This window comes from Bacillus sp. FSL E2-8868 (assembly GCF_038005505.1).
Classification (GTDB): Bacteria; Bacillota; Bacilli; order Bacillales; family Bacillaceae_G; genus Bacillus_A; species Bacillus_A mycoides.
Genome location: NZ_JBBOTI010000001.1, coordinates 1,884,287 through 1,904,299 on the forward strand (window position 1 = coordinate 1,884,287; position 20,013 = coordinate 1,904,299).

At 34.5% G+C, this 20,013-nt stretch carries 22 protein-coding genes; 15 read left to right on the forward strand and 7 right to left on the reverse strand.

Annotation, left to right across the window (positions count from 1 at the left end; genetic code table 11):
• Nucleotides 1–14: 14 nt before the first annotated feature.
• Nucleotides 15–1,676: a sigma-54 interaction domain-containing protein gene (locus NSS74_RS09875; protein WP_002142096.1), complete on the reverse strand. Its 1,662-nt coding sequence runs from the start codon at nucleotides 1,674–1,676 to the stop codon at nucleotides 15–17.
• Nucleotides 1,677–1,858: 182 nt separating this feature from the next.
• Between NSS74_RS09875 and NSS74_RS09880 the strand changes: the two genes are divergently transcribed.
• The 7 genes from NSS74_RS09880 (at nucleotide 1,859) to NSS74_RS09910 (ending at nucleotide 9,542) form a co-directional block, all read left to right on the forward strand.
• On the forward strand, nucleotides 1,859–3,034 hold the full coding sequence (locus tag NSS74_RS09880; RefSeq protein ID WP_002142095.1) for an NAD(P)/FAD-dependent oxidoreductase: 1,176 nt from the start codon (nucleotides 1,859–1,861) through the stop codon (nucleotides 3,032–3,034).
• Entirely contained in the window at nucleotides 3,031–4,068 is a 1,038-nt protein-coding gene (locus NSS74_RS09885; RefSeq protein ID WP_002142094.1) for a proline racemase family protein, read from the forward strand. The genes NSS74_RS09880 and NSS74_RS09885 overlap by 4 nt, the downstream gene beginning before the upstream one ends.
• On the forward strand, nucleotides 4,065–5,006 hold the full coding sequence (locus NSS74_RS09890; RefSeq protein ID WP_002142093.1) for a proline racemase family protein: 942 nt from the start codon (nucleotides 4,065–4,067) through the stop codon (nucleotides 5,004–5,006). The genes NSS74_RS09885 and NSS74_RS09890 overlap by 4 nt, the downstream gene beginning before the upstream one ends.
• A 22-nt stretch (nucleotides 5,007–5,028) precedes the next feature.
• Nucleotides 5,029–5,925, forward strand: coding sequence for a 4-hydroxy-tetrahydrodipicolinate synthase (gene dapA, locus NSS74_RS09895; protein ID WP_002142092.1), 897 nt, complete (start codon nucleotides 5,029–5,031; stop codon nucleotides 5,923–5,925).
• 18 nt (nucleotides 5,926–5,943) lie between these two features.
• Entirely contained in the window at nucleotides 5,944–7,428 is a 1,485-nt protein-coding gene (locus NSS74_RS09900; RefSeq protein ID WP_002142091.1) for an aldehyde dehydrogenase family protein, read from the forward strand.
• A gap of 132 nt (nucleotides 7,429–7,560) precedes the next feature.
• On the forward strand, nucleotides 7,561–9,051 hold the full coding sequence (locus tag NSS74_RS09905; protein WP_002142090.1) for an alanine/glycine:cation symporter family protein: 1,491 nt from the start codon (nucleotides 7,561–7,563) through the stop codon (nucleotides 9,049–9,051).
• 125 nt (nucleotides 9,052–9,176) lie between these two features.
• The gene (locus NSS74_RS09910; RefSeq protein WP_002085063.1) at nucleotides 9,177–9,542 is read left to right on the forward strand and encodes a carboxymuconolactone decarboxylase family protein; all 366 of its coding nucleotides are present in this window, start codon (nucleotides 9,177–9,179) and stop codon (nucleotides 9,540–9,542) included.
• A gap of 54 nt (nucleotides 9,543–9,596) precedes the next feature.
• Here NSS74_RS09910 and NSS74_RS09915 read toward each other — a convergent pair whose 3' ends face one another.
• Together NSS74_RS09915 and NSS74_RS09920 are read right to left on the reverse strand one after the other, a co-directional pair.
• A complete protein-coding gene (locus NSS74_RS09915; RefSeq protein WP_002012986.1) occupies nucleotides 9,597–9,869 on the reverse strand; it encodes a hypothetical protein in 273 nt (90 codons plus the stop codon).
• A 1-nt stretch (nucleotide 9,870) separates the two neighbouring features.
• The gene (locus NSS74_RS09920; protein ID WP_002142088.1) at nucleotides 9,871–10,512 is read right to left on the reverse strand and encodes an HD domain-containing protein; all 642 of its coding nucleotides are present in this window, start codon (nucleotides 10,510–10,512) and stop codon (nucleotides 9,871–9,873) included.
• Between the two features lie 105 nt (nucleotides 10,513–10,617).
• Here NSS74_RS09920 and NSS74_RS09925 point away from each other — a divergent pair, with 105 nt between their 5' ends.
• The 5 genes from NSS74_RS09925 to NSS74_RS09945 all read left to right on the forward strand — a co-directional run bounded on the left by NSS74_RS09925 (nucleotide 10,618) and on the right by NSS74_RS09945 (nucleotide 15,690).
• Complete coding sequence (locus tag NSS74_RS09925) at nucleotides 10,618–11,121, forward strand: GNAT family N-acetyltransferase (protein ID WP_002065767.1); 504 nt, start codon at nucleotides 10,618–10,620, stop codon at nucleotides 11,119–11,121.
• Nucleotides 11,122–11,376: 255 nt separating this feature from the next.
• Complete coding sequence (locus tag NSS74_RS09930; RefSeq protein ID WP_002142086.1) at nucleotides 11,377–11,892, forward strand: DinB family protein; 516 nt, start codon at nucleotides 11,377–11,379, stop codon at nucleotides 11,890–11,892.
• Nucleotides 11,893–12,139: 247 nt separating this feature from the next.
• Entirely contained in the window at nucleotides 12,140–12,805 is a 666-nt protein-coding gene (locus NSS74_RS09935; protein ID WP_002142085.1) for a lytic polysaccharide monooxygenase, read from the forward strand.
• 150 nt (nucleotides 12,806–12,955) lie between these two features.
• Entirely contained in the window at nucleotides 12,956–13,885 is a 930-nt protein-coding gene (ppaC, locus tag NSS74_RS09940) for a manganese-dependent inorganic pyrophosphatase (RefSeq protein WP_002032629.1), read from the forward strand.
• 107 nt (nucleotides 13,886–13,992) lie between these two features.
• Nucleotides 13,993–15,690 carry a M3 family oligoendopeptidase gene (locus NSS74_RS09945; RefSeq protein WP_340813472.1) on the forward strand — a complete coding sequence of 566 codons (1,698 nt, stop codon included), beginning with the start codon at nucleotides 13,993–13,995 and terminating at the stop codon, nucleotides 15,688–15,690.
• A 21-nt stretch (nucleotides 15,691–15,711) separates the two neighbouring features.
• Here NSS74_RS09945 and NSS74_RS09950 read toward each other — a convergent pair whose 3' ends face one another.
• A complete protein-coding gene (locus tag NSS74_RS09950; RefSeq protein WP_002032631.1) occupies nucleotides 15,712–15,900 on the reverse strand; it encodes a DUF4017 family protein in 189 nt (62 codons plus the stop codon).
• Nucleotides 15,901–16,076: 176 nt separating this feature from the next.
• Here NSS74_RS09950 and NSS74_RS09955 point away from each other — a divergent pair, with 176 nt between their 5' ends.
• The 3 genes from NSS74_RS09955 (at nucleotide 16,077) to NSS74_RS09965 (ending at nucleotide 18,073) form a co-directional block, all read left to right on the forward strand.
• On the forward strand, nucleotides 16,077–17,285 hold the full coding sequence (locus NSS74_RS09955) for a hypothetical protein (RefSeq protein ID WP_002192850.1): 1,209 nt from the start codon (nucleotides 16,077–16,079) through the stop codon (nucleotides 17,283–17,285).
• 20 nt (nucleotides 17,286–17,305) lie between these two features.
• Nucleotides 17,306–17,755 (forward strand): DUF6884 domain-containing protein, encoded by a 450-nt coding sequence (locus NSS74_RS09960; protein WP_016101265.1) that lies wholly within the window; start codon nucleotides 17,306–17,308, stop codon nucleotides 17,753–17,755.
• A gap of 132 nt (nucleotides 17,756–17,887) precedes the next feature.
• On the forward strand, nucleotides 17,888–18,073 hold the full coding sequence (locus NSS74_RS09965) for a hypothetical protein (protein ID WP_002085081.1): 186 nt from the start codon (nucleotides 17,888–17,890) through the stop codon (nucleotides 18,071–18,073).
• A 51-nt stretch (nucleotides 18,074–18,124) separates the two neighbouring features.
• Here the strand turns inward: NSS74_RS09965 and NSS74_RS09970 are convergent, their stop codons facing one another.
• The 3 genes from NSS74_RS09970 to NSS74_RS09980 all read right to left on the reverse strand — a co-directional run bounded on the left by NSS74_RS09970 (nucleotide 18,125) and on the right by NSS74_RS09980 (nucleotide 19,824).
• Nucleotides 18,125–18,577, reverse strand: coding sequence for a hypothetical protein (locus NSS74_RS09970; protein ID WP_002142080.1), 453 nt, complete (start codon nucleotides 18,575–18,577; stop codon nucleotides 18,125–18,127).
• Between the two features lie 137 nt (nucleotides 18,578–18,714).
• Nucleotides 18,715–19,071, reverse strand: coding sequence for a hypothetical protein (locus NSS74_RS09975; protein ID WP_000606233.1), 357 nt, complete (start codon nucleotides 19,069–19,071; stop codon nucleotides 18,715–18,717).
• 129 nt (nucleotides 19,072–19,200) lie between these two features.
• Entirely contained in the window at nucleotides 19,201–19,824 is a 624-nt protein-coding gene (locus NSS74_RS09980; RefSeq protein ID WP_215600480.1) for an acetylglutamate kinase, read from the reverse strand.
• Nucleotides 19,825–20,013 lie beyond the last annotated feature (189 nt).

The following is a 20,013-nucleotide window of genomic DNA, read 5'->3' on the forward strand; positions in this document are numbered from 1 at the left end:
GAGGAGGAGAGGGATTATTGTAACCCCAGTCTTTTTAAACGATTATATAAAGTGGCTCTTGTTACGCCAAGTTGTTTCGCACATTCTAATTTATTACCATCTAAAATGCGTAAAGCTCTTTCAATTACCTTTTTCTCGTGCTCATCCATTTCTTCTTGTAAAGAAAGAATCGTATTATTGTTGCTGAGTAATAGGGATTGAGCTGTATGATTGTCTAAAGTTTCATTTGTATGAAATGGTAAATATTCTTGTTTAATAATGCCGTCTGTCGCAAATACGACGAGTCTTTCAACTACGTTTCGGAGCTCGCGAATATTACCAGGCCAATTGTAATGAAGTAGTTCATGCATAATATTTGAAGGTAAGTCTCGAATAGGCCTGTTATAGTTTATTGAAAAATCGTTTAAAAAGGAGTACGTCAATTCGATAATATCCTCTCGTCTTTCGCGCAGCGGTGGAATAAGCAAGCTAACTACATTTAAGCGATAGTATAAATCTTCTCGGAAAGTTCCTTTTCTCATTTCTTCTTGTAAATCACGGTTTGTAGCAGCGATAATGCGGAAATCAATATTGATTTCTTTTTCTCCACCAACTCGGTAATACTTTCGTTCCTGCAGTACACGCAAAAGTTTCACTTGCATATCGAGCGGCATTTCGCCTATTTCATCGAGAAATAAAGTACCGCCTTGTGCAAGTTCTATTTTACCTTTCTTACCTTTACTATTTGCACCAGAAAACGCCCCGCGCTCGTAACCAAATAATTCACTTTCAAATAACGCTTCTGGGATTGCGCCGCAGTTAATTGAAATGAAAGGGGCATTTGCTGTCTCACTTGCTTCATGAATTGCTTTCGCAAACACTTCTTTTCCAACTCCGCTTTCTCCGAGTATTAAAACCGTGGATTTCACTGAACAAACCTTTCTAGCTAATTGAATCGTTCTTTGTATAACAGGGCTTTTTCCATTCATCGCAAGGAAAGGATCGGATGTATCTTTATATTTTGCTACTTCTTGTTCTAAACGGTGCATTTCATGCGACATATTAAATAGTTTTTCATTTAATACGACTTGATTTGTAACATCCGTTTCTGAAACGACTGCTCCAATAATTTTATCGTTGCAATAAACTGGGTTTGAATTAATTAATACGAACAAATCTGGACGTGGCTGATGGAACTGAGCAATTATGCTTTTTCCGTCATGTAATGATTGCAAAATTTCCAAATCTTTATAATCAAAAAAACGGGTGATGGGTTGTCCGATAATTTCATTATGGTTCACTGAAAAAATCTTTTCAGCGCCATCTGTCCAAGTACGAACGCATTCTTTATCGTCGATGACTGTAACAGAAGAATCAGACGTTTGAATAACAGTGTTATAAAAAGCTAGTAGTTCATTGTAATACTTATAAAGAAAAGGAATCATTTGCTGAGCAGTTATACAGCATAAAGGCTCTTGATTTTCTTTAATGATGACAACGGCTAGTTCATGAGAAAATGCGTCGATTAAAGTAGTGAAAGAGTCATCTTCATATATAACTGCGCACCTCCATTCCTCAGTAGGTGAATGGAGGTAATAAAATTTTTCACCTACCTGTGTCATGCGCTTAACGATACTTGTACAATCAATTGACAAAATTTTTATTAACTCTTTTATTGTTGGGAATGAAAATGCCATATTGCCCTCCTATTATGTATAAAAATTTAGACAGTGATAAAAAAATAATACACCTATTTACGATAAATTTAAAATATTTTTACAAATAAAAATTATTTCATATAAATAGTTCTGTATGTAGAGTTGGCACACCAATTGCATAAATAGAAAGTGAGAGATTTAGGAGAAAGGAGGGGTGCTATGTGAGACACTGTGACGTTTTAATAATAGGCGGTGGTATTATAGGATGTTCTATCGCTTATTACACATCAAAATACGGAAGAGACGTAACAATCATTGAAAAAGGGGAGTTTGTCAGTGGAACGTCTTCACGGTGTGACGGGAACATTTTGGCGATTGATAAAGACCCAGGGTTTGATAGTCAAATGTCGTTAGTAAGTCAAAATTTAGTAACTGAATTAAGTGAAGAATTGGAGCACTCATTTGAATATAGAGCGCCAGGAAGCATTCTCGTTTGTGAATCAGACGAAGAGATGGAGGCAGCACAGCAATGGGTAAATCGTCAAAAAGAGGTTGGTTTACCATTTCGAATGCTTGATAGGCAAGATATAAAAGAAGAATCACCATTTTTTGCAGATGATTTATTAGGCGGTTTAGAATGTGCAACGGATTCAACTGTAAATCCATATCTTCTTGCTTTTTCACTTCTTGCAGAATCGAAGAAATTTGGTACAAAAGCTTTTAATCATACAGAAGTTAAAGAATTGAAAAGAGATATAGACGGTTCCTTTATTGTAGAAACAACAAATGGAACGTTTACTGCGAAGCAAGTTGTGAACGCAGCCGGTGTGTGGGCTCCTAAAATCGGACAGATGTTAGATGTGAATATCCCAATTGAACCGAGAAAGGGACATATTATTGTAGCTTCAAGGCAACAACACGTTGGCTGCCGTAAAGTAATGGAATTTGGTTATTTAATTTCTAAATTTGGTGGAAAACGAAAAGTGGATGCTTTAACTGAAAAGTATGGGGTGGCACTTGTATTTGAACCGACAGAAAGCCAAAATTTTTTAATTGGTAGTAGTAGAGAGTTTGTAGGTTTTCATACGAAGATAAATAACGAGGTTATTAAATGTATTGCGAATAGAGCAATTCGTTTTTATCCGAAAATGGCAGATATGATGGTGATTCGTTCATATGCTGGATTACGCCCGTGGACAGAAGATCATTTGCCGATAATTTCACGAGTGGAACATATTCCGAACTACTTTATAGCAGCAGGACATGAAGGTGATGGAATTAGTCTTGCGGCAGTTACTGGGAAAGTGATTGAAGAGTTATTAAATGAAAAAGAAACAATCATTCCTATTGAACCACTTCGTTTGAGTCGTTTTACAGAAAGGGTGTTAAACGGATGAGGTCACAAAGAGTCTTTACGACGATTGATACACATACCGGCGGGAATCCAACGAGGACATTAATTAGCGGACTTCCTAAGTTAATTGGAGAGACGATGGCAGAGAAGATGTTACATATGAAAAGAGAGTATGACTGGATTCGGAAATTGTTAATGAATGAACCTCGTGGTCATGATGTAATGTCAGGGGCATTATTAACAGATCCATGTCATCCTGAAGCTGATATAGGTGTTATATACATAGAGACAGGTGGATATTTGCCGATGTGTGGCCACGATACAATCGGTGTATGTACAGCTTTAGTTGAATCAGGTTTAATTCCAGTAATTGAACCGGTTACTTCTTTAAAGCTAGATACACCAGCTGGCTTAGTTGAAGTAGATATTTCTGTTCAAGATGGGAAAGCGAAAGAAGTCTCCTTCTGTAACATACCAGCTTTTTTACTGAAAAATATTTCTGTACACGTCGAAGAAATTGGAACTGTAGAGGCTGATATTGCGTATGGAGGGAATTTTTATGCCATTATCGATGCGAAGTCAGTAGGTTTAGAGTTAGTACCAGAAAACGCATCTACAATCATTGATAAGGCTATTCATATTAGAAATACAATTAATGAGAAGTTTGAAATCATTCATCCAGAGTATTCGTTTATAAGAGGATTAACACATGTTGAATTTTATACAGATCCTACTCATGTAAGTGCGCATGTGAAAAATACAGTTGTTGTTCCGCCAGGAGGAATTGATCGATCTCCATGCGGCACAGGAACATCAGCGAAGTTAGCTGTATTATATGCTCATAAAAAAATTGATATCGATGAAGAATTTGTTCATGAGAGTATTGTAGGTTCTTTATTTAAAGGGTGTGTTATGAATACAACATATGTAGAAAATATTGAAGCTGTAGTAACGAAAATTACGGGATCAGCTTGGCTTATGGGTATGCATAGATTTTTTTACAATGAAAAGGATCCACTTAAAGAAGGCTTTTTGCTAATTCCGCCGATGGAACATGAAACGGAGGATGTAAAATGAACATTCAAAAAATGTATACAGCAGTAGACGTACACGTAAATGGCGAGGCATTTCGTGTAATGAAAGACGTACCATGTAAATACTACTACAGTTTGGAGCAATTAAACGAACAATTTTCAGGTGAATTAGCAGAAGAAATGAAGCTTTTATTAAATGAACCACGTGGTTTTATCGGTTTAAATGGATGTATTGTCGTTCCTTCTATTCATAATGAAGTGGATGCAGCTGTATTGTTTTTTAATCATGAAGGATCCATTCCTCTTCATTACGGAGGCATTGTCGCAGTAATAACGATGTTACTAGAAAGCGGGTATTTAAAAAAGAGAGAGTCTAATCAATACAAAATCGAAACGCTATCTGGCATATTTTCAGTGAATGCATATGTAGAGAATGATGAAGTTGTATCTGTTTCGTTTGAAAGCAAACTATGTTATATGATTGAGAAAAATTTAAAGGTTGGTAATATAAGTTACTCTCTCATACAGGCAGATAAAGTATATGCAGTTGTAGAAAAGGATACGTATTCGCCAGAAATCAGTATTGAAAACATCTCTAAATTAAAAAAATGGGGTGAAGCTACACTTCAAGCTATACAAAAACAGTCATTAATAAAAAGACTTATTTTAGTAGATTCTATGCAAAAAGAAAAGAACCATATAAAGTCGATTACATTTCATGAAGATAACTTTATAGTACGTTCACCAGGTTTTGTTTCTACTATTGTGTCTTATGTTCATACATTATTTAAAAATGATTATATAGCGGATAAACCTTTTAAAAATGAAAGTATTTTTAATAGCTTTATAACAGTAGAAAAAGTGAAGAAAGAAGAACTCGGATACATTTTTCGATTTGAAAGTAGAGGGTTTATTACAGGTATGCAAACATTTATATTAGATCCTACTGATCCGTTTCCAACAGGTTTCTTATTAAAATAATATGTTAAAGGGAGAGATAAAGATGCAAAAAATTAAAGGGGCATTTCCAGTATTAATAACGCCGATGGATGAATTTCAAGAGATTGATTGGAAAGGCGTAAAACAAAACGTAAACTACTTTATTGAGCAAAAGGTAGCTGGAATTATTATTAATGGAAGTACAGGGGAATTTGTTAGTTTATCAAAAGAAGAACGATTTAACATGGTAGAAACAGTATTAAAAGAAGTTGATGGCCGTATTCCTGTCATTGTTGGAACTGCTGCAGAGACGACGAAAGAAACGATTGAATACACGAAACATGCAGAGGCGCACGGAGCGGATTGCGCATTAATTATAAACTCTTACTATTGTAAACCGAAGGAAGAGGAGATTTATTTTCATTTTAAAGAAATCTCAAACGCTGTAAATATACCAATTATGCTATACAATAACCCATTTACTTCTGGTGTTGATATGAGCACAGAGTTAATGCTCCGTATTGGAAAAGAGTGTGAAAATGTTACACATATTAAAGAATCTAGCGGAGATATTCGAAAAGCGAGAGATTTAGTAAGACAAGGTGAAGGTGCTTTCCAAGTCTTCTGCGGATCTGAAGATTTAGTTATGGAATCTTATTTAGTCGGTGCATCGGGATGGGTTTCAGTAGCCGGAAATATCGTTCCAGGACTCGTTACGAAAATGTATGAGCATTTTCAAAATGGTGAATTAGAAAAAGCGTGGGAAATGAACGATGCTATTTTACCTCTTTGTGAGTTTCTTGAAGGATCAGGAAAGTATGTGCAAATCGTTAAACGTTCAATGGAATTACATGGGCAAGTCGGAGGACCTTCACGTTATCCGAGATTAGGATTAACTGAAGAAGAAGATCAAAAGCTTCAAGCTATTTTACTAGAAATTGCAGCTCATGCAGCTGTTTAAATAAGGAGGAGAGTATATATGTTAACGACAAACATTGAGCTGAAACCAAAAGTGAAAGCGTTTTTAAATGAAGAAATTAAAATGTTCATTAATGGTGAATTTGTTTCTTCAATAAGTGGGAAGACATTTGAAACATACAATCCAGCGACAGAAGATGTTCTAGCAGTCGTATGTGAAGCGCAAGAAGAAGATATTGATGTCGCAGTAAAAGCGGCAAGATTTGCTTTTGAATCAGGCCCGTGGGCAGAGATGACTACTGCTGAAAGAGCACACCTTATTTATAAATTAGCAGATTTAATTGAAGAGCATAGAGAAGAATTAGCACAGCTGGAAGCTTTAGATAATGGAAAACCATATCAAGTAGCACTTGATGATGATATTTCAGCGACTGTAGAAAATTACCGCTATTACGCGGGATGGGCTACAAAAATTATTGGGCAAACCATTCCAATTTCAAAAGATTATTTAAATTACACACGCCATGAACCGGTTGGCGTTGTAGGTCAAATTATCCCGTGGAATTTTCCGCTCGTTATGTCTTCTTGGAAAATGGGAGCCGCTCTTGCGACGGGTTGTACGATTGTATTAAAACCAGCAGAGCAAACACCTTTATCTTTACTATATACAGCGAAGCTTTTTAAAGAAGCTGGTTTTCCAAACGGTGTCGTAAACTTTGTACCAGGTTTCGGTCCTGAAGCAGGATCGGCAATTGTAAACCATCATGATATTGATAAAGTAGCTTTCACAGGTTCAACAGTTACAGGGAAATATATTATGCGTCAATCTGCAGAAACAATTAAACATGTAACGTTAGAACTTGGTGGTAAGTCACCAAACATCATTTTAGAAGACGCTGACTTAGAAGAAGCGATTAACGGTGCGTTCCAAGGCATTATGTATAATCATGGTCAAAATTGTAGCGCAGGATCTCGCGTGTTTGTCCACCGAAAACATTATGAAACAGTCGTAAATGAACTTGTAAAAATGGCGAATGACGTGAAGCTAGGGGCAGGTATGGAGGCGGAAACTGAAATGGGACCGCTCGTATCTAAAAAACAACAAGAGCGTGTGCTAAATTACATTGAACAAGGAAAATCTGAAGGTGCTACTGTTGCAGCTGGTGGTAAACGTGCATTTGAAAAAGGTTATTTTGTACAGCCAACAGTATTCACAAATGTTACAGACGATATGACAATCGTTAAGGAAGAAATTTTCGGACCAGTTGTCGTTGTACTCCCGTTCGATTCGACAGAAGAAGTAATTGAAAGAGCAAATCGCTCGTCTTACGGGCTTGCTGCGGGCGTATGGACACAAAATATTAAAACCGGACATCAAGTTGCCAATAAATTAAAGGCAGGAACAGTGTGGATTAATGATTATAACTTAGAAAATGCAGCTGCACCATTTGGTGGATATAAGCAATCTGGTATCGGACGTGAATTAGGTTCATACGCCCTTGATAACTATACAGAAGTGAAAAGTGTTTGGGTAAATATAAAGTAATAGAGAGTCTAACTGTTAATAAATAGAGGGATGAAATAATGAGAGATGCGGACAACTGGAAGGTTTAATAATAGTTGTCCGTTTTCTTATATATAAAATTGCTTTTTCAAAAGAATTATAAGGGGGATTTGGATGGAGCAGTTAGTAGAATGGTTAGTAGGGCAAGTTTGGAGTATTGGTTTAGTTGTTTTCGCATTAGGAGCAGGAGTGTATTTCACAATTGCAACTCGTTTTTTACAAATTCGCTATTTTAAGGAGATGATTAAACTATTATTTGAAGGGAAGAGCTCGGAGACTGGGATATCATCCTTTCAAGCATTTTGTTTGGCGTTATCAGGTAGGGTTGGAATTGGTAATATCGCAGGAGTAGCGACAGCTATCGCTTTCGGCGGACCTGGAGCTGTATTTTGGATGTGGGTGATGGCATTATTAGGAGCAGCTAGTGCATTTATTGAATCAACATTAGCACAAGTATATAAAAGTAAAGTAGGCAATGAATACCGTGGTGGTACGCCATATTTCATTGAGAAAGGCTTGAAAATGAAATGGTTTGCGGTCATTGTAGCGGTCGTTGTAACACTATCATATGGCGTTTTATTACCAGGTATTCAATCGAGTAGTATCGCAGTTGGATTTGAAAATTCTAATGGTATTAGCAAATATATAACTGGTATATTGTTAGTCGTATTATTAGCAGCTATCATTTTTGGTGGCGTAAAGAGAATTGCGGGCGTTTCTCAAATGCTAGTTCCATTTATGGCAATTGGTTATGTAATTGTTACATGTATCGTATTAATTGCCAATGTAACGGAAATTCCAAGTATGTTTGCTTTAATTTTCTCAAGTGCTTTTGGTGTAAATGAAATGTTTGGCGGCATCGTCGGCGCAGCTATTGCATGGGGAGTAAAGCGTGCTGTATTTTCAAACGTCGCTGGTGTTGGAGAAGCGACGTATAGCTCAGCTGCTGCTGAAGTATCACATCCTGCAAAACAAGGGCTAGTTCAAGCGTTTTCTGTATATATTGATACAATTGTAGTATGTACAGCGACAGCTCTTATGATATTAATAACAGGTATGTATAATGTAATACCTGAAGGGAAAAGCGCTATTGTAAAGAATATGGGAAATGTAGATGCAGGTCCAATCTATACACAACAAGCAGTTGAAACTGTTATGACAGGATTTGGTCCATTATTTATTTCAATCGCAATCTTCTTTTTTGCATTTACAACTTTACTCGCGTACTACTATATCGCTGAAACGACACTCACTTATTTAGATCGTGACCTCAAATATAGCTGGTTAAAACCAGTTTTGAAAATTGGGTTTTTAATTATGGTTTACATCGGTAGCGTAGAATCAGCGTCGCTATTATGGAACCTTGGAGATTTAGGAATCGGTAGTATGGCATGGTTAAACTTAATCGCGATTCTATTATTAAGTAAAACGGCATTAAAAGTGTTAAAAGACTATGAAACGCAGAAAAAAGAAGGGAAAGATCCAGTGTTTGATCCTAAAAATGTGGGAATTGAAGGTTTAACATTTTGGGAAGAAAGAAGTAAAGAGGTTGAAAGGAAAAATTCTAAAGAAAAAGTGTCAGTAGATAATGGGCTGAAACTGTAGATGTACAAATTTAAAAGTAAAATAAACTGAAAATTCATTCTATTTTTTAAAGTAAATATTTGTATATGTCCTTCATTTTATCTCATACTAAAGTAAGTGTGAATAAAATGAATGGAGGATATACGATGGAAAATCAACAATATGGCTCTATAAATGATGTATTACTTGATTATAAAGAAGGTATAGGGAATTTTACGCAACAAATCCCTGAAATTGCAGAAACATATAACGCTTTTACACAAGCATGTTTTCAGGAGGGTACATTAACTAAAAGAGAAAAGCAGCTCATTGCATTAGGGATTAGTTTAGCAACACAAGACGAATATTGTACGATTTATCATACAAAGGGCTGTATTGACCAAGGATGTTCTGATAAAGAAATTTTAGAAGCTTGTGGTGTTTCAGCCGCGTTTGCTGGGGGAGCTGCAATGAGTCAGGCAGTAACCTTAGTACAAGAATGTCTGGTGGAATTGAAACATCAAAGTCATTAAACAAGAAAAAGCCCTCCTTAAAATATTCTTTTAAGGGGGACTTTCTAGTTTAGTCTAATTTTTTTGAAAGAGTTTCAATTGTTTCATATAGTCGATAGCTTTTGTTTTATTACTCTGTTTAGAAACATAGTGTGCCTCGTTTAAATCTCTATAAAAACTATTAAATATTTCTTCAGAAAGTATGCCGTCAGAGATAGCTTTTTTTACTGCACAGTGTGGTTCATTTGTATGCGAACAATTAGAAAATTTACATTTCCGAGATATACCCGCAATATCTTCATATCCAAAATCAAAGTTACCTTTATGTTCTATCAAGTCAAATCCCATTTTAATATTCTATGTTTTTATAAATCGATGTCTCGATATTAGGGAGAAGTGTGTATATGCTCTTACCAATTAAAGATTCTAATTCTTTCTTAATTGCATAGAATCCCTTCCAATGTAAAGAAGTATGAGAGGTTGTGCCATGACGTAAACCAACTGAAACCAATCTTTTTTCAAGAGTAGTAAAGCCTTCCGCATCAGCAAGTGCGTCACAAAGGGTAATCACCTTATTGTATAAGTCGTAGTCACTGTTTTCATTCAATATTTCAATTAATCGGCTTTCCATATAATCAGGAACAATGCTCCACTCTGCCGCGATATCTAAATGCTCATTTTTGCAAGGAAATGAATGCGTCACACATATAATGGCGTTTCCTGTATACCCTAAATCATTCATATACATATAACCATAATAGGAATGAATAACAGATTTAGTAAAACCTTTATATCTTCCTATGTCATGCAGGAGGGCAGCGTTGTATGCTATATCAGCATCTAGGTCGTACCCATTATTAATAAGTTCAACAACTATCTTTTCAGTTGCAAGGGCAACATTACGTGAATGATCGAACCACGGACCTGGGTTTTGCTCATATGCCCACTGGAGTAATTCTCTTGCATATTTCCTATCTAATATATACTTCATATAGGTATCCTTTCTCTAAAAAATCATATATTTAATAATTTCATCTTAGTATTTCATTATTCCTGCTTTAAAAATTGTTACAATGAAACAAAAGGGGGAAAAGGAATGCGAAGTATAGTAATAGAAGAAATTAAACGACTTGATGAAGACATTGAAGAGCTTTCTGAACTGTTGAAAACTGTAGTAAATGATGAGGCGTCAATTGGTTTTTTACCTCCACTGGAACAAAAAGAAGCAACAAATTATTGGCAAACTGTATTAGCACCAGAAGTGATATTGTATGTTGCTAAAATAAACAATGAAGTGGCAGGGAGTATTCAATTACATTTAGTTACAAAGCCTAATGGGATACATAGAGCTGAAATTTGCAAGTTAATGACTCATCCAAACTTTAGACGTAATGGTATTGGACGTTTACTCATGCAAAAAGCAGAGGAGCGAGCAAAACAAGAAAAACGGTCTCTTTTAGTACTAGATACGAGAGAAGGAGACCCTTCCAATAGATTGTATAAATCATTAGACTATCAAGAAGTTGGAAAAATACCTGAATATGCAATTTCTCCGAATGGTGAGTTAGATGCAACGGTTATTTATTATAAAATGATTTAGTATTTTTATTTAAAAAGAGGGATATTTTCAAACCACGAAGTTGTTATTAGGTCTGAGTATTGATTTATAAAAAGATTGATAAACCCCTGTATAATAGGGGTTTTCTTTTCATTCATTAACTTCATATTGAATGTTCAATTTGAGGGCCAATTTGTATAAGGTTTTAATAGGTTTATAAGAGGTATTATTTAAATAGGAATTTTGAAGTCTTTTGGTGAATATTAAATGTTAATCTAAAAGATGGAGGTTGCTGTGATGTTGAAACTGTTTCAATATAACTGGCAAGTTCGTGATGAGTGGTTTACATTGTGCGAAGACATGCCGGATGAAGAACTATTAAAGAAACGGGTCGGTGGGTTCGGCAGTATACTACATACCCTATTTCACATTGTAGATGTGGAATATATGTGGATCTTAGGTTTGCGAGGTGAGCCAGTTCCTGAGGAGCCATTGTTTGAAGAGTATGCCAGCTTGCAAAAAGTAAAAAATCTCTCAGCTCAATATCACGAGAAAGTGAAGCCATTTGTGACATCTTGGACAAATGAAATGGATTCTCGGAAACTTTCAGAAACTGATTTCAATGAAGAACCGATTAGCTCTAGTGACGCCCCAATCAGGCGCCGAGTCATTGAATGTACACACGGAGAGATAATACGTCATGTCATTGTCCATGAAATCCACCATATCGGCCAGTTATCTATATGGGCACGTGAAATAGGAAAGGAGCCTGTTTCCGCAAATCTGAGAGGAAGAGGGCTATTCGATAACTAGACTACCTTTGCCAATTTCGTAATTTATTTATAAACGAATGGTTTAATTGAGTATATTTAACACCGTCTATATTTTTCTAGCGGTGTTATTTGAATGTATCAATAAACTTTATTTAATATACTAATTGAATTTGAGAAAGTTTTTAGAGGGTTCTTTTAGTAATGCCCTTCCACTTATAATGGTTGTAGAGAAGATGACTAGGCAACTATAGTTATTTTCGTTTCATTTTTGGGAAGGGGATGAAAGAATGAAAAAGACAAGTTTACAAAAGATGAAAAAGATTATGTTAAGTGGTGGGATATTACTTACGGGGTTATTAACATTTGGATTTTCAGAAAAGACTTCAGCTCATGGGTATGTAGAATCACCAGCGAGCCGATCTTATTTATGTAAGCAAGGGGTAAATGTAAATTGCGGTCCAGTTCAATATGAACCACAAAGTGTAGAAGGAATAGGGGGTTTTCCGCAATTAGGACCTTCTGATGGACAAATCGCAGGAGCTGGCCATTTTCCTGCTTTAGACGTTCAAGCAGTTGATAGGTGGAAGAAAGTTACGTTAAACGGCGGGATGAATACATTCAAGTGGAAACTAACCGCTCCTCATAGTACGAAAGAATGGAAATACTACATTACAAAGAAGGATTGGAATCCAAATATGCCTTTAACAAGGTCTAGTTTAGATTTAGTGCCGTTCTATGTAAAAAATGATGGCGGAGTTAGACCGGGGACAACAGTAACGCATGAAGCAAATGTACCAACTGACCGTAGTGGCTACCATCTTATTTTAGCTGTTTGGGAGATTGCGGACACTGGAAATGCGTTTTATCAAGTTATTGATGTGAACCTTGTGAATAATGGTTTAAATTCCAATTTTGCTTTTAACAATGTAGTGCAAGTTCCTACACTATTTTAAATTAAATATACATTTTGATCATCTAATTCATTTTAGATGTTTTTTTTATGAAAAATATAGAAGAAACTGCAATTATTTATAAAAAAATGTGTCTAAAATATTGTCATATTTGCTTCTTTAAGATATCCTTTTCATGAAGAGGTGGAAAACATGGAAAAAGTACTAGTTTTCGGGCATAAAAACCCAGATACAGATGCAATTTGTTCTGCGATTGCTTATGCAGAATTGAAAAAAGAATTAGGAATGAATGCTGAGCCTGTACGTTTAGGCGAAATCAGTGGTGAAACTCAATTTGCGTTAGACTCTTTTAAAGTAGAAGGACCGCGTTTTGTTGAGACAGTAGCAAACGAAGTGGACAACGTTATTTTAGTTGACCATAACGAGCGTCAACAAAGTGCTAACGATATCGAATCTGTTCGTGTGTTAGAAGTTATTGACCATCACCGTATTGCTAACTTTGAAACAAGCGATCCTATTTACTACCGTTGTGAGCCAGTTGGATGTACAGCTACAATCTTAAACAAAATGTACAAAGAAAATGGCGTTACAATTCGTAAAGAAGTTGCTGGTTTAATGTTATCTGCAATCATTTCAGATTCTTTACTATTCAAATCTCCAACTTGCACAGAACAAGACGTAGCAGCAGCTCGTGAATTAGCGGAAATCGCTGGTGTAGATGCAGATAGCTACGGCTTAGAAATGTTAAAAGCTGGTGCTGATTTAAGCGGAAAAACAATGGAGCAATTAATCTCTCTTGACGCTAAAGAATTCCAAATGGGTAACGCGAAAGTTGAAATCGCACAAGTAAACGCTGTTGATACAAACGACGTTCTTGTACACCAAGCAGAACTTGAAAAAGTTATCACTACAGTAGTAGAAGAAAAAGGTTTGGACCTATTCTTATTCGTTGTAACTGATATCTTAACTAACGATTCTGTTGGTCTTGCGATTGGTAAAGCAACAAACGTTGTTGAGAAAGCTTACAACGTAACATTACAAAACAACACAGCTACTTTAAAAGGTGTTGTATCTCGTAAAAAACAAATCGTTCCTGTATTAACAGAAACATTCCAAGCTTAATATTATTGAGTATGGATAAAAGAAAGGACAAGTAGTCAGATTGGCTGCTTGTTTTTTTCTTTTTTAAAATGACAGAAAATTATAATTTTAAACAAGGAGGTTTGCGTATGTTTAATGGTTCAAAGACGTTAAAAAGGGATGGAAATAGGAAATGTTATGACTTGGAAACGTTGGAAAACAAATTTCAATCACTTTTAAATCAAAATATTTCTTCTGTTGCTGAATTAGAGGAATGGCTAATAAAGGAACAGCGTTTAACTGCTGAAGTAGAAGAGGTGTTAACGAGTCAATTAATTGCTGTGTATAGAGATACGAAAGACAGTACAATACGTAATCTACATAAATATAACCAAAATAGTATTCAACCACTTTTAAAAAAATACAATGCAAAATTTGATCGGAAATTTAGTGATTGTCCGTTTTCAAAGCTATTGGATGAACGAAAATACGGATACATGAAAAAAGTAAGATTGGTGAACAGCGAATTATTTAATGAAAAGAATATTTCTCTTGCCGTTAAGGAGGGGGGTTTTATAACGAAGTATAGAGAAATTATGTCTAACATAACAATCAATTGGAACAACGAAATAAGGACGTACGCATACGTTAAAGCAGAGTTGGATAACCCAAATAGAAGCATTCGTGAAAAGGCATGGCATGCTTTATGTGAAGCACGAAGTGTAGTAAAACCAGAAATAGATTGTATTATGAATGAACTTGTACAATTACGGAATCAAATGGCCCTAAATGCAGGGTTTAACAATTATAGCGAATATATTTTCAAGCTAAAAAACAGAGAATATAGTATTGAAGACTGTTATACGCTTCATGAATCTATAGAGAAGCTGGTTGTACCCGTATGGAAACGATTAGGGAATCTTTTTAAAAAGGATCTTGGTGTAAAAGCGTATCTTCCATGGGATCTTGCTCCTTGTACATTGCAGAAAGTTTCATTTCAAAATTCCAATGATTTATTGGATGGGATTGAAGAGATGTTAAGAAAGACAGATTCATATTTTCATGAGGAATTTATTCATATAAGGAAATCAGGATTAATTGACGTAGAAGAACGGGAAAATAAGGCGCCGGGGGCTGCTTGTTTTACCTTACCTTATAACCAAGAGGTTTTTATTTATTCTAATTTTAGTCTATCATTTAACGCAATTAATGCACTCATACATGAAGTGGGTCATGCACTTCATTTCAATAAACAGTTTAACAATGAAAGTAGTATGCAAGAAAAATATCTTCGTGAAGAAGTAGCTGAGTTGTATTCTCATAGTCTCGAGCTATTACTAATGGATAAACTTAACATTTTTTATAAGGAAGAGAATGAATATAAGAAGGCACAACGAGAACAACTGCATCGAGCTTTGTCTTTATTAATTACGCCAGTTTCAGGTGATCTATTTCAGCATTGGCTCTATACCAATCCAAATCATTCATCAGAAGAACGGGATGAGAAATATCTTGAATTATGTAAAAGGTATAAATTTTCGTCAATCGATATTACAGGCTATGAGGAAGGGCTTGGTGCGAGTTGGATAGAATCGTTCCATTATATTCAGTATCCTTTTTACAAAATTGAATATGCAATTGCACAATTAGGAGCACTACAATTATTTCAAATATATCGGGAGAATCAAGAAAAAGCGATTACTTTCTTTAAAGAGGGAACGAGTGCGGATTGGAACGTTTCCATACAGGAAATTTATGAAAATACAGGTGTTGCATTTGATTTTTCGCAAGAAATGGTACAAAGTACTGCTGGAGCTGTGTTGAAGTTTATAAGTGAATTAAAATAAGGATAGCATTCGCTATCCTCTTTATTCATAAGATCGTTTCTTGTTTATATAAAATGTAACAATAGCAGCAATAATGAAAATAGGTATTGCGTACGCTTGCCCAACGAATAATTTCCATCCTACATTATTATAGCCGTCAGATGCTGGAATGATAATTGCGATGATACAAACAATAATATAAGCTAATAATGCTGGGAGTATATTTTTCATAATTGTTCACCTCCTTTTAATACCAATGTTATGACTATATTTATATAATACATGATAAGTTTTCATTTGGAAAATTATGTACAAGATATATATTTTTGTAATTATGTAAATGAAATGGTTATTTGAAAATAGGGTAGATGATATATATAAAGAATGATATAGGGGGGATTTGTATAATGGACAATATATTAAATAGAATGAAGCAAGATATAAATATGGAGTTATTGTATAAGCTATGGCCTGATTTTAAGAGGGCTGCTTTTGCATTGTATGATGATGAGTATGTGTATGTATTTCATCATCCATTATTTCTGACAGAGGATGATGATGGGTATACCGTTTTAAATTGGAATGAACAATTTAAAGGAGATACATTCATCATATTCAAAGATTATCCAACTGCCATCGTCAATATGAATAGGTATAGAGATTATGAAAGTTTATTTGCGATTGTAGTGCATGAACTTTTTCATTGTTATCAATATTTGAATGGTGAAAGTAGATTTCCAAATGAATCCCTAGGATTTCAATATCCTATATTAGAAGAAAATATTGAATTACGAAATAAAGAACGAATTTGTTTATATGATGCTGTTCATTGTAAGTCACAAGCTGAGAAGAATAACTATATTAAGCAATTTATTGAACTAAGAGAGCAAAGGGCTAATTTTATGAAAGAAGAGTTTGTAACATACGAGTGTATGGTTGAAAGTATAGAAGGGCCTGCTTGGTATGTTGAAATGAATGCTTACAATACAGTATGTAATAATGATGAAAGTGAAACATTACGAAAATATAGTAGATTAATTTTAGATGCATATGAAGCTAATTGTAACATAAGAAAGAGTTGTTATAGCTCAGGAATGTTTTTATGTTTATTATTAGATGAAATCCTTCCTGAGTGGAAAACGAGCTTCTTTAATAGTGATAAATCGCTATATGCTTTTTTAAAACAAAATATAAATGTGGATTTGGATTTAAACAATGAAATTACAATAAGTAATGAAACAAAGCAAATGATTCATTTTGTTCAAAACGAAAGAGACAAGGATTTTAAAGAATTTAATGAGAAAAAAGGATATCACCTGTATATTATAGGGGATATAAAATTAAATATGTTTAATCCAATGAACGTAAATTTAAAGGGAAATAAAGCATTACATAAAACCTTTGTAAGTGTAAGTATGCATAATAAAACATATATGCTAAATCAGCCTGTTTTAGCATCTTTTGAAGAAGATTATAAAAATATGAAACAAGTTCATATCATTATGAATGAAAAACCAGTAGAAAAAAATAATAGTTGGAACGTTGTGGGAATTGGAGACATAGAAGCTGAGTATGAAGAAGTGGAGAATTCTCTATTTTTATATTTAAAAAGTTAGAAGCGAGGTAAGAAATAACAATGAAAAGATTATGCATTATTCCATGCGGAAAGAAGAAAATTTGGGATAAGTACTCAGATTACGGAGAGGCAGAGGCAAAAGATGTATATATTAGTCCATTCGGAAAAGCATGTCAGGCGTATGCAACTGAGTTTTTTGAGAATTGGGTTATATTATCAGCAAAGCATGGATTCTTAAGACCAAATGATATCGTACAAGAAAACTATGATCTTGCATTTGATTCAAAGAGTAATGAGATTATTAGCATAGAACAATTAAAACAACAGATGGTTGATAAAGATTTACTTCAGTTTGAAGAGATCGTCTTACTTGCGGGAAAGAAGCATAAAAAAGTAGTGACGAAGCTATATCCAGAAGAAATCATTACATATCCATTAGAAGGGTGTAAAGGAATTGGGTATATGTTGCAGAGATTGAAGGGGGCTGTGGAAGCGCAGAAGGAAGTATAGGGATAAATTAGTAATATAGATTCAAATTATGCCAAATTAATACATTTAAAATAGACTAGTAAACAAGCATTTTTACCTTTTTAAACATAGAATATGATGAATTCTATTTTATATTAGGGGAGAGTCATATTCATGTGTAATAATTGTGGTTGTAGACGCAGAGATTGTAATAGATTTTGGGATGATTTAATGTTTGGAAGATGTAGACGCAGAGATTGTGATGATTGTGGTTGTAGACGTAAACGTGACTGTGATTGTGATGATTGCCGTCGCAATCGTAAACGTGACGACGATGATGATAAATGTCGTAAGTGGTAATATTTTAAAAAGAGTACTTTGAAGTAAGTACTCTTTTTGTGTATAAACCTTTTAAATTCCATCTTGAACAGATTTTTTTTCAATTTCCCATGAATCTTGTTTTATAATCTTTAAAGCTACATTAGTACCATTAGATTCCTTATAAAAGATATATCCGTGGTTTGATTTAACGTAAGTTAAAGGTTCGCCAATGCAATCTTTAGAACAAGATGTGTTGATAAGTTCAATTAAGGATAGTTCGCTAAGATCGGTTTTACTAGCATCTATAAGTGTATCAAGGTTCGTTTTACGAAAACCTTGTAAGTTTACATCGAAATTCTTTTCTATTTCTCCAGTAACGCTAGTATTCATTACTTCAACTGAATTTTTCTTTTCTAGAAGAAAACCATTTCCATAAAGGAATTTTGTATATCCAAGCCATGCGATTAAAAATAGTATAAAAAACATACCAGTTGTTTTAAGTTTTCGAAGCCGTTTACTTACGATTGATTCTGAATATTTCATTCAGCCTAATCCTCCAATGTTTTTATTTTAAAGTATGCTTGGGTATATATATTTAGAAGGAGATGAAAGTTAGAGAGTTACTGATTCAAAAAAAGAAAGCATCTGAAGTTAGGTGCTTTCTTTTTGAATACTGTCCGCTATCTGTTAGTTACTTGTTTCATAAGAGGTCTTATTTCTTTAACAGGTGGTTTTTTATCATAGGCATCAACGTAAGAAAAGTAATAATTTAAGTTTCTAAGAAGTCCCTTTCCTATTTTTGCGCTTAAGAAGGGGAATACTTGTCCAGTATAATCATCGAGAGATTTACAATAGTATTTTTCGTCTAAGTATATGCTGTATTTACATGTTAGTTCTACTAATGAGTTACCTTCATCATCAAATACTTCTTTAGAATCAATAATGTCTATTAATGCGAATTTTTCATTCAGATAAACTTTCTTCTTTTTCTCGTGCTTATTTGTGAGAATAAATACGAGACCAATTGCGTTAATCAAACTATTTCCTCCTATAAAAAACGGATATTAATAAAATATATCGATATAGGTTAAATGTAAAGAGGAGTGGTGAAATATCATTGATAGAAAACTAAATAAGCCGATTTGTTTTTTCAAATCGGCTTATTTTTATTGAAATACTTGCGGAAATTGTTTTACGATTGCGTTTGTTATCATGTCGGCCATTTCTAATGCTTCTTTTTCAATTTTATCGTATAGTTTTACACTGGCATCATAATCTTTATTTAGGAAGGCAAGTGCTTCCGCTTTCGTTAACGCTAAATGCTCATAAAACATTTTTCTGAATTCTTCTTTTTCTATATATGGATTGATACTGTTAAGAAATTCAGTGATTTCATCACCATTAGCGTACCATTTCTTTTCTATAGCGGCCGCTGCGTTTTGATCACCAGCTTTTGCGGCTTTAACAAGATCAGCAGCGATTGTTAAGTGGTCTTTAATTAATGCACTATATTTTTTTACTGCATTTTCTCCGTAGAATGGTTCAAGTGATAGCCCCATGTGTGTTGCATTTTGTAGAAGACGTCCAACGGTAACGTTTACGTCGGGCAAGTTAAAGATGATGCCTATAATGGCTAATCGTGTCCAAGCAACGTGTTGTTCCCATAAAGAACGCATATATCCTTTTAGAAAGTTTTCATTTTTACTAACTCGGTAATTTCGTGCAAATGAATCGAAGTTTCCATTAGTGATATGATAAGGGGAGTAATACGATTGCCAATAAGTATACATAAATAGTTACACTCCTTTGAACATGTATATCTCACAATATGATAAACGTTATTTTTAAGTTACGTGTCCAAGAGTTTTTTTGAGAGTTGGAAAAGGAGAAAGTTGAAGGGGAATAAAAAACACACTTATGATATATATGAATAAAAAGAATTTTAAAATAATAGAGGTCCTGCAAGGGAAATTGCAGGA

What these genes read in the sequence shown, in the direction of transcription:
- NSS74_RS09950 (WP_002032631.1), bottom strand. Translation starts at nt 15,900, where the DNA reads ATGAAAAATATACTCCCAGCATTATTAGCTTATATTATTGTTTGTATC.
- NSS74_RS09960 (WP_016101265.1), top strand. Translation starts at nt 17,306, where the DNA reads ATGAAAAGATTATGCATTATTCCATGCGGAAAGAAGAAAATTTGGGAT.
- ppaC (WP_002032629.1), top strand. Translation starts at nt 12,956, where the DNA reads ATGGAAAAAGTACTAGTTTTCGGGCATAAAAACCCAGATACAGATGCA.
- NSS74_RS09955 (WP_002192850.1), top strand. Translation starts at nt 16,077, where the DNA reads ATGGACAATATATTAAATAGAATGAAGCAAGATATAAATATGGAGTTA.
- NSS74_RS09970 (WP_002142080.1), bottom strand. Translation starts at nt 18,577, where the DNA reads ATGAAATATTCAGAATCAATCGTAAGTAAACGGCTTCGAAAACTTAAA.
- NSS74_RS09875 (WP_002142096.1), bottom strand. Translation starts at nt 1,676, where the DNA reads ATGGCATTTTCATTCCCAACAATAAAAGAGTTAATAAAAATTTTGTCA.
- NSS74_RS09905 (WP_002142090.1), top strand. Translation starts at nt 7,561, where the DNA reads ATGGAGCAGTTAGTAGAATGGTTAGTAGGGCAAGTTTGGAGTATTGGT.
- NSS74_RS09890 (WP_002142093.1), top strand. Translation starts at nt 4,065, where the DNA reads ATGAACATTCAAAAAATGTATACAGCAGTAGACGTACACGTAAATGGC.
- NSS74_RS09885 (WP_002142094.1), top strand. Translation starts at nt 3,031, where the DNA reads ATGAGGTCACAAAGAGTCTTTACGACGATTGATACACATACCGGCGGG.
- NSS74_RS09925 (WP_002065767.1), top strand. Translation starts at nt 10,618, where the DNA reads ATGCGAAGTATAGTAATAGAAGAAATTAAACGACTTGATGAAGACATT.
- NSS74_RS09935 (WP_002142085.1), top strand. Translation starts at nt 12,140, where the DNA reads ATGAAAAAGACAAGTTTACAAAAGATGAAAAAGATTATGTTAAGTGGT.
- NSS74_RS09980 (WP_215600480.1), bottom strand. Translation starts at nt 19,824, where the DNA reads ATGTATACTTATTGGCAATCGTATTACTCCCCTTATCATATCACTAAT.
- NSS74_RS09945 (WP_340813472.1), top strand. Translation starts at nt 13,993, where the DNA reads ATGTTTAATGGTTCAAAGACGTTAAAAAGGGATGGAAATAGGAAATGT.
- dapA (WP_002142092.1), top strand. Translation starts at nt 5,029, where the DNA reads ATGCAAAAAATTAAAGGGGCATTTCCAGTATTAATAACGCCGATGGAT.
- NSS74_RS09900 (WP_002142091.1), top strand. Translation starts at nt 5,944, where the DNA reads ATGTTAACGACAAACATTGAGCTGAAACCAAAAGTGAAAGCGTTTTTA.
- NSS74_RS09930 (WP_002142086.1), top strand. Translation starts at nt 11,377, where the DNA reads ATGTTGAAACTGTTTCAATATAACTGGCAAGTTCGTGATGAGTGGTTT.
- NSS74_RS09965 (WP_002085081.1), top strand. Translation starts at nt 17,888, where the DNA reads ATGTGTAATAATTGTGGTTGTAGACGCAGAGATTGTAATAGATTTTGG.
- NSS74_RS09920 (WP_002142088.1), bottom strand. Translation starts at nt 10,512, where the DNA reads ATGAAGTATATATTAGATAGGAAATATGCAAGAGAATTACTCCAGTGG.
- NSS74_RS09910 (WP_002085063.1), top strand. Translation starts at nt 9,177, where the DNA reads ATGGAAAATCAACAATATGGCTCTATAAATGATGTATTACTTGATTAT.
- NSS74_RS09915 (WP_002012986.1), bottom strand. Translation starts at nt 9,869, where the DNA reads ATGGGATTTGACTTGATAGAACATAAAGGTAACTTTGATTTTGGATAT.